This is a genomic window from Marichromatium purpuratum 984, assembly GCF_000224005.2.
In the GTDB taxonomy this organism is placed as follows: domain Bacteria; phylum Pseudomonadota; class Gammaproteobacteria; order Chromatiales; family Chromatiaceae; genus Marichromatium; species Marichromatium purpuratum.
The window spans coordinates 1,443,557-1,450,000 of sequence record NZ_CP007031.1 but is presented as its reverse complement, the minus strand read 5'-3'; the positions used below and the strand labels follow the sequence as shown (position 1 = coordinate 1,450,000).

General features: G+C 68.4%; 7 protein-coding genes (1 of these 7 running past the window's edge). All 7 read left to right on the top strand.

The genetic code is table 11. The features are described 5' to 3' along the window. On the top strand, positions 1-1,608 hold the 3' portion of the coding sequence (gene rlmKL / locus MARPU_RS06535; protein WP_005221023.1) for a bifunctional 23S rRNA (guanine(2069)-N(7))-methyltransferase RlmK/23S rRNA (guanine(2445)-N(2))-methyltransferase RlmL. It extends 579 nt beyond the left edge of the window; 1,608 of the gene's 2,187 nt are visible here — the last part of the coding sequence; its start codon lies off the left edge, out of view; its stop codon occupies positions 1,606-1,608. A 128-nt stretch (positions 1,609-1,736) separates the two neighbouring features. Beyond that, on the top strand, positions 1,737-2,354 hold the full coding sequence (gene ccmA, locus MARPU_RS06530) for a cytochrome c biogenesis heme-transporting ATPase CcmA (RefSeq protein WP_005221022.1): 618 nt from the start codon (positions 1,737-1,739) through the stop codon (positions 2,352-2,354). Positions 2,355-2,361: 7 nt separating this feature from the next. Further along, positions 2,362-3,036, top strand: coding sequence for a heme exporter protein CcmB (gene ccmB, locus MARPU_RS06525; protein ID WP_005221021.1), 675 nt, complete (start codon positions 2,362-2,364; stop codon positions 3,034-3,036). Between the two features lie 27 nt (positions 3,037-3,063). Beyond that, a complete protein-coding gene (gene ccsA / locus MARPU_RS06520; RefSeq protein ID WP_005221020.1) occupies positions 3,064-3,822 on the top strand; it encodes a cytochrome c biogenesis protein CcsA in 759 nt (252 codons plus the stop codon). Then, positions 3,819-3,992 carry a heme exporter protein CcmD gene (gene ccmD / locus MARPU_RS06515; RefSeq protein WP_005221019.1) on the top strand — a complete coding sequence of 58 codons (174 nt, stop codon included), beginning with the start codon at positions 3,819-3,821 and terminating at the stop codon, positions 3,990-3,992. Before ccsA ends, ccmD begins: the two co-directional genes overlap by 4 nt. After that, entirely contained in the window at positions 3,989-4,456 is a 468-nt protein-coding gene (gene ccmE / locus MARPU_RS06510; RefSeq protein ID WP_005221018.1) for a cytochrome c maturation protein CcmE, read from the top strand. Before ccmD ends, ccmE begins: the two co-directional genes overlap by 4 nt. After that, positions 4,456-6,441 carry a heme lyase CcmF/NrfE family subunit gene (locus MARPU_RS06505; protein WP_005221017.1) on the top strand — a complete coding sequence of 662 codons (1,986 nt, stop codon included), beginning with the start codon at positions 4,456-4,458 and terminating at the stop codon, positions 6,439-6,441. Before ccmE ends, MARPU_RS06505 begins: the two co-directional genes overlap by 1 nt. Positions 6,442-6,444 lie beyond the last annotated feature (3 nt).

Sequence of the window (6,444 nt, the reverse complement as noted above, 5' to 3'; positions counted from 1 at the left end):
GCCGAGGGCGCGGCACTGCTCGACCCGATGTGCGGCTCGGGCACCCTGGTGATCGAGGGCGCGCTGATCGCCGCCGACATCGCCCCGGGGCTGCTGCGCGAACACTTCGGTTTCCTCGGCTGGTCGGCGCACCAGCCCGAGGTGTGGGCGGCGCTGTGCGAGGAGGCGCGCGCACGCGCCGAGACCGGGCGCGAACGGGTCGGCACCCTGCGCGGCTACGACTGCAACCCCAACGCCATCCGCGTGGCGATCGACGACCTGGCGCTCGCCGGGCTCACCGGCCTGGCGCACTTCGAGCGGCGCGAGCTGAGCGACTGCCAGCCGGTGCATGCCGAGGATCGCGGTCTGGTGATCGTCAACCCGCCCTATGGCGAGCGTCTCGGCGGCGACGACGACCTCGAGGCGCTCTACGCACGACTCGGCTCGGTGCTGCGCGAGCGCTTCCTCGGCTGGCGGGCTGCGGTGTTCACCGGCTCGCCCGAACTCGGCCATCAGCTCGGGCTGCGCGCGCACCGCACCCACACCCTCTACAACGGCCAGATCGAGTGCCGCCTGCTGCACTTCCAGGTCGAGGCCGAGCGCTTCGCCACCAACCGTCCGCGCCCGCTGCCGCCGGAGTCGCTCGGCCCCGGCGCCGAGATGTTCGCCAACCGACTGCGCAAGAACCTCAAGGCGCTGCGCAAATGGTGCAAGCGCGAGGCGGTGGACTGCTACCGTCTCTATGACGCCGACCTGCCCGAGTACGCCTTCGCCATCGACCTCTACGGCGGCCCCGACGGACGCTGGGTCAACGTCCAGGAATACGCCCCGCCAGCGAGCGTCGATCAGAAGCGCGCGCGACTGCGCGCCCGCGAGGCGATGACGATGATCCCCGAGGTGCTCGAGATCCCCGCCGGTCAGGTCCATTTCAAGGTCCGTCGTCAGCAGAAGGGCGCCAGCCAGTACGAGCGCATCGCCGAGACCCGTCGCTTCCATGAGGTCGCCGAGGGCGGGCACCGCTTCCTGGTCAACTTCGAGGACTATCTCGACACCGGTCTGTTCCTCGACCATCGCGACACCCGCGCCCTGGTCGGGCGACTGGCCGCGGGCGCACGCTTCCTCAACCTCTTTGCCTATACCGCCAGCGCCACCGTCTATGCCGCGCGCGGCGGCGCGCGCTCCACCACCACGGTGGACATGTCGCGCACCTATCTCGACTGGGCCGAGCGCAACCTGGTGCTCAACGACATCGGCGGGCACGACCACACCCTGGTCCAGGCCGACTGTCTGCAGTGGATCGAACGTCACGCCGGACGACGCGAATTCGACCTGATCTTCCTCGATCCGCCGAGCTTCTCCAGCTCCAAGCGAATGCAGGGCACCTTCGACGTGCAGCGCGATCATGTCGACCTGATCGCAGCCACGATGCGCCTGCTCGCCCCTACGGGCACGCTGATCTTCTCCAACAACCGCCGCGGCTTCCGCATGGACCACGCCGCCCTGCCCTGGCTCGAGATCACCGACCTCACCGCGCAGACGCTGCCGCACGACTTCGCGCGCAACCCGCGCATCCACAACTGCTGGCAGATCCGCCGCCGCGACCCGGCGCGAGGCGGCGATGTTGAGTAATACGTCACCAGCGTTTAAGGTTGCCGGCTCGACCCGGCGGCCCGCAGCGGCCCGCCAGACGTCAGAACCGGGCGCGCCCGCCCCGTGCGGGGGCTGCGCCGCAGCAATGGACCGGACCCCTGAACGACATGCTTGAGGTAGTGCAGCTCGAATGCCGACGCGGTGATCGGCTGCTCTTCAGCGCGCTGGACGTCGAGGTGGGGGGCGGCACCCTGCTGCACGTGCGCGGTCGCAACGGCAGCGGCAAGACCACCCTGCTGCGCGCCCTCTGCGGCCTGTTCACCCCGGAACGCGGCGAGATCCGCTGGCGCGCCACCCCGATCGCCGAACTCGGTGACGAATACCACCGCGACCTCCTCTACTTCGGGCACCTCAACGGCATCAAGGGTGACCTGACCGGGGTCGAGAACCTGCGCGTCACCACCACCCTCGACGGCGAGCGCTTCGACGAGCAGGCGCTGTGGGCGGCGCTCGCGCGCATCGGTCTGCGGGGCTTCGAGGACCTGCCGACGCGGATGCTCTCACAGGGGCAGAAGAAGCGCGTGGCGCTGGCGCGACTGGTGCTCAGCCGCGCGCCGCTGTGGGTGCTCGACGAGCCCTTCACCGCGCTCGACACCGCCGCCGTGGCGCTGCTCGAGACGCTGATCGCCGAGCATGTCGCCGGCGGCGGCATCGTCGTGCTCACCACCCATCAGGACGTGCCCCTGACCTCGGGGCAGGTCGCGCGACTCGACCTCGGGAGCTGAACCACCGGTGTTGCGACTCTTCTGGTGCATCCTCTCGCGCGACCTCACCCTCGCGCTCAGACGCGGCACGGACGTGCTGACCAGTCTGTTTTTCTTCGTCATCGTGGTGAGCCTCTTCCCGCTCGGCATCGGTACCGAGCGCGAGGTGCTGCAGACGCTCGGCCCGGGCGTGGTCTGGGTGGCGGCGCTGCTGGCCTCGATGCTCGCACTCGAGCGGCTGTTCGCCGCCGATCATGTCGACGGCACCCTCGAGCAGATGCTGCTCACCGATCAGCCGCGCGCGCTGCTGGTGCTGGCCAAGATCACCGCCCACTGGCTGCTCACCGGGCTGCCGCTGGTGCTGATCGCCCCGCTGGTGGGGATGCAGTACCACCTCACCGGCGCCGCCGTCGGGGTGATGATGCTCACCCTGCTGATCGGCACCCCGGTGCTCAGTCTGCTCGGGGCGATCGGCGCGGCGCTGACCCTGGGACTGCGCGGCGGCGGCATCCTGCTGGCGCTGCTGATCCTGCCGCTCTACATCCCGGTGCTGGTCTACGGCGCCGGGGCGATCGACGTCGCCGCCACGGTCTCGGTCGCCGACACCCGCCCCTACTTCGAGCTGCTCGGCGCCTTCCTGCTGGTGACACTGGTCTTCGCCCCGGTGGCCGCCGCCGCCGCACTCAAGATCTCACTCGAATAAACCCTCAAGCGAACGCAGACACCCGCCATGGCACTGAACTGGTTCAAATTCGCCTCGCCCGCCTCCTTCTACCCGATCGCCGGCAGGCTGGTCCCGGCCTTCTGGATCATCACCCTGATCCTGCTCGGGCTCGGGCTCTACTGGGGCTTCTTCGAGACCGCCGACCGACTCGGCGGCAGCAATGCTCAGAAGGAGTACTACCGCATCATCTTCATTCACGTGCCGGCGGCCTGGATGTCGATGTGGCTCTACGTGGTGATGGTCGGCTGGGCGGCGATCGGACTGGTGTTCAACACCCGGCTGTCGTTCATGATGGCCAATGCCGTCGCCCCCACCGGCGCGATCTTCACCTTTCTTGCACTGTGGACCGGGGCTTTCTGGGGACGCCCGAGCTGGGGCACCTACTGGGACTGGGACCCGCGTCTGACCTCCGAGCTGGTGCTGTTCTTCCTCTATATCGGCTATATCGCGCTGCACTCGGCGATCGACGACGTACGCCGCGCCGATCGCGCCGCGGCGCTGCTGGCGATCGTCGGGCTGATCATGGTCCCGGTGATCTTCTGGTCGATCAACTGCCCCGATCCCAACCAGTGCGCCGCGCTGCACCAGCGCTCCGACCTCACTCAGATCGACGGCAACATCCTCTTCGCGATGCTGGCGATGACCTTCGGATTCTGGACCTATTCCTTCGCCACCAGCTTCATGCGACTGCGCGGCATCATCCTGCAGCGTGAGTCCGACAGCGCCTGGGTGCGCGACCTGCTCGACACGGGGGACAAGGCATGAGCGACTTCTTCGCCCAGGGCGGCTACGCCTTCTTCGTCTGGGGGGCCTACGGCATGACCGCCCTCCTGCTGGTGATCGAGGTGCTGCAGTTGCGCGCGCGCCAGCGAACCATTCGCGCCCGGCTCGGTCGATTGATGCGGATTCGTGACGCAGGAGCCAACGATCAATGAAACCCCGACAGAAACGCCTGCTGTTCGTCGCCCTGGCCATCGTCGGTGTCGGCACCGCCGCCACCCTGGCGCTGACCGCGCTCAACAGCAACATCTCCTACTTTTTCAGCCCGACCCAGGTGCTGGCCAACGAGGCCCCCCAGGATCGCGTCTTCCGCCTCGGTGGACTGGTCACCGAGGGCAGCATCGCGCGCCAGGACGACGGGCTGACGGTGCACTTCGATGTCACCGACAACGCCGAGACCGTCACCGTGGCCTATACCGGTATCCTTCCCGACCTGTTCAGCGAGGGTCAAGGCGTGGTCACCAAGGGACGGCTCGGCCCCGACGGCGTGTTCTACGCCGACGAGGTCCTCGCCAAGCACGATGAAAGCTACATGCCCCCCGAGGTCGAGAGCACCCTGCAGACGGCCCAGGCCGAGGGGGCATCGGACACCGCGGAGACGGCCGGAGTATCCAACTGATGGTTCCTGAACTCGGGCACTTCGCCCTGATCCTCGCCCTCGCGATCACCCTGGTGCAGGCGGTGCTGCCACTGGCCGGCTCCTTCACCGGCAACCGCACCTGGATGGCGATGGCGCGCCCGCTGGCCTGGGGCCAGCTCACCTTCATCGGCATCGCCTTCGGCTGTCTGCTGCTGGCCTTCCTCACCGACGACTTTTCGGTGATCTATGTCGCCAGCAACTCCAACACCCTGATGCCGCTGGTCTACAAGATCTCGGCGATCTGGGGCGCGCACGAGGGCTCGCTGCTACTGTGGGCACTGATGCTCGCGCTCTGGGGGGCTGCGGTGGCCGCCTACAGCAACAACCTGCCGCTGCCGATGGTGGCGCGGGTGCTGGCGGTGATGGGCATGGTGGCGATCGGCTTCTTGCTGTTCATGCTGCTGACCTCCAACCCCTTCGAGCGCATCTATCCCGCACCGCTCGAGGGCCGCGACCTCAACCCGCTGCTCCAGGACCCGGGGCTGGCGATCCATCCGCCGATGCTCTACATGGGCTATGTCGGCTTCTCGGTGGCCTTCGCCTTCGCCATCGCCGCGCTGATCGGCGGCAAGCTCGATGCGGCCTGGGCGCGCTGGTCGCGTCCCTGGACCACCGTCGCCTGGGTGTTTCTCACCATCGGCATCGCGCTCGGCTCCTGGTGGGCCTATTACGAACTCGGCTGGGGCGGCTGGTGGTTCTGGGACCCGGTCGAGAACGCCTCGTTCATGCCCTGGCTGGTCGGTACCGCGCTGATCCACTCGCTGGCGGTCACCGAAAAGCGCGCCGCCTTCAAGAGCTGGACCGTGCTGCTCGCCATCTCGGCCTTCTCGCTGTCGCTGCTCGGCACCTTCCTGGTGCGCTCCGGGGTGCTGACCTCGGTGCACGCCTTCGCCACCGATCCGGCGCGCGGCTCCTTCATCCTGCTGTTCCTCTGCGTGGTGATCGGCGGCTCGCTCGCGCTCTACGCCTGGCGCGCGGCCGACATCTCCGGCGGCGGGCGCTTTGACCTGCTCTCGCGCGAGAGCTTCCTGCTGGTCAACAACCTGCTGTTCGCCACCCTTACCGTGCTGGTGCTGTTCGGCACCCTGGCGCCGCTGATCTACGAGGCCGCCGGCTGGGGCAAGATCTCGGTTGGCTTCCCCTGGTTCAACAAGATGTTCGTCGCGCTCTCGCCGCTGCTGGTGCTGGCCACCGGGGTCGGCCCCAACACCCGCTGGAAACACGATGAGCCGGCCCGCATGCTGCGCGCGCTGTGGCTCGCCGCCGCGCTCGGCATCGGCGCCTTCCTGCTGGTCTCCTGGCCCGGGTTCGCGGCACGCGACATCGGCGTCGGCCTGGGCGTCGGCATGAGCCTGTGGTTGGTGGTGACCCACCTGGCCAGCCTGCTCGACCGGCTCAAGCACAAGGGCGGGCTGCGCGCGCTGCGCCGCGACATCAACCCCAGCAGTCGCAGCTACTACGGCATGCAGCTGGCGCACCTGGGGCTGGCGGTGTTCATCGTCGGCGTCACCATGGTCTCCAACGACGGCGCCGAGACCGACGTGCGGATGTCGCCGGGCGACGTCCACGAGGCCTCCGGCTACCGTTTCCAGTTCAACGGCGTCACCCCGATCGAGGGCCCCAACTACACCGCCCAGCGCGGCGAGTTCGTGGTCTACGACGGCGAGCGCGAGATCGCCGTGCTCCACCCCGAGAAGCGTCGCTATGTCTCCGGCGGTATGCCGATGACCGAGGCGGCGATCGACGCCGGGCTGCTGCGCGACATCTATGTCTCGCTCGGCGAGCCGATCGGCAACAGCGGTGATTGGGCGCTGCGTCTCTACTACAAGCCCTATGTCCGCTGGATCTGGCTGGGCGCCATCCTGATGGCGCTCGGCGGCGTGCTCGCCGCCAGCGACCGGCGCTACCGCAGTGTTCGCAACCGCGCCACGGCACCGTCCGGCGCGGCGACGAGCGCCGCCTGACCC

Coding starts and splice junctions, on each gene's coding strand:
- ccmA (WP_005221022.1), top strand. CDS start 1,737: ATGCTTGAGGTAGTGCAGCTCGAATGCCGACGCGGTGATCGGCTGCTC.
- ccsA (WP_005221020.1), top strand. CDS start 3,064: ATGGCACTGAACTGGTTCAAATTCGCCTCGCCCGCCTCCTTCTACCCG.
- ccmD (WP_005221019.1), top strand. CDS start 3,819: ATGAGCGACTTCTTCGCCCAGGGCGGCTACGCCTTCTTCGTCTGGGGG.
- ccmE (WP_005221018.1), top strand. CDS start 3,989: ATGAAACCCCGACAGAAACGCCTGCTGTTCGTCGCCCTGGCCATCGTC.
- MARPU_RS06505 (WP_005221017.1), top strand. CDS start 4,456: ATGGTTCCTGAACTCGGGCACTTCGCCCTGATCCTCGCCCTCGCGATC.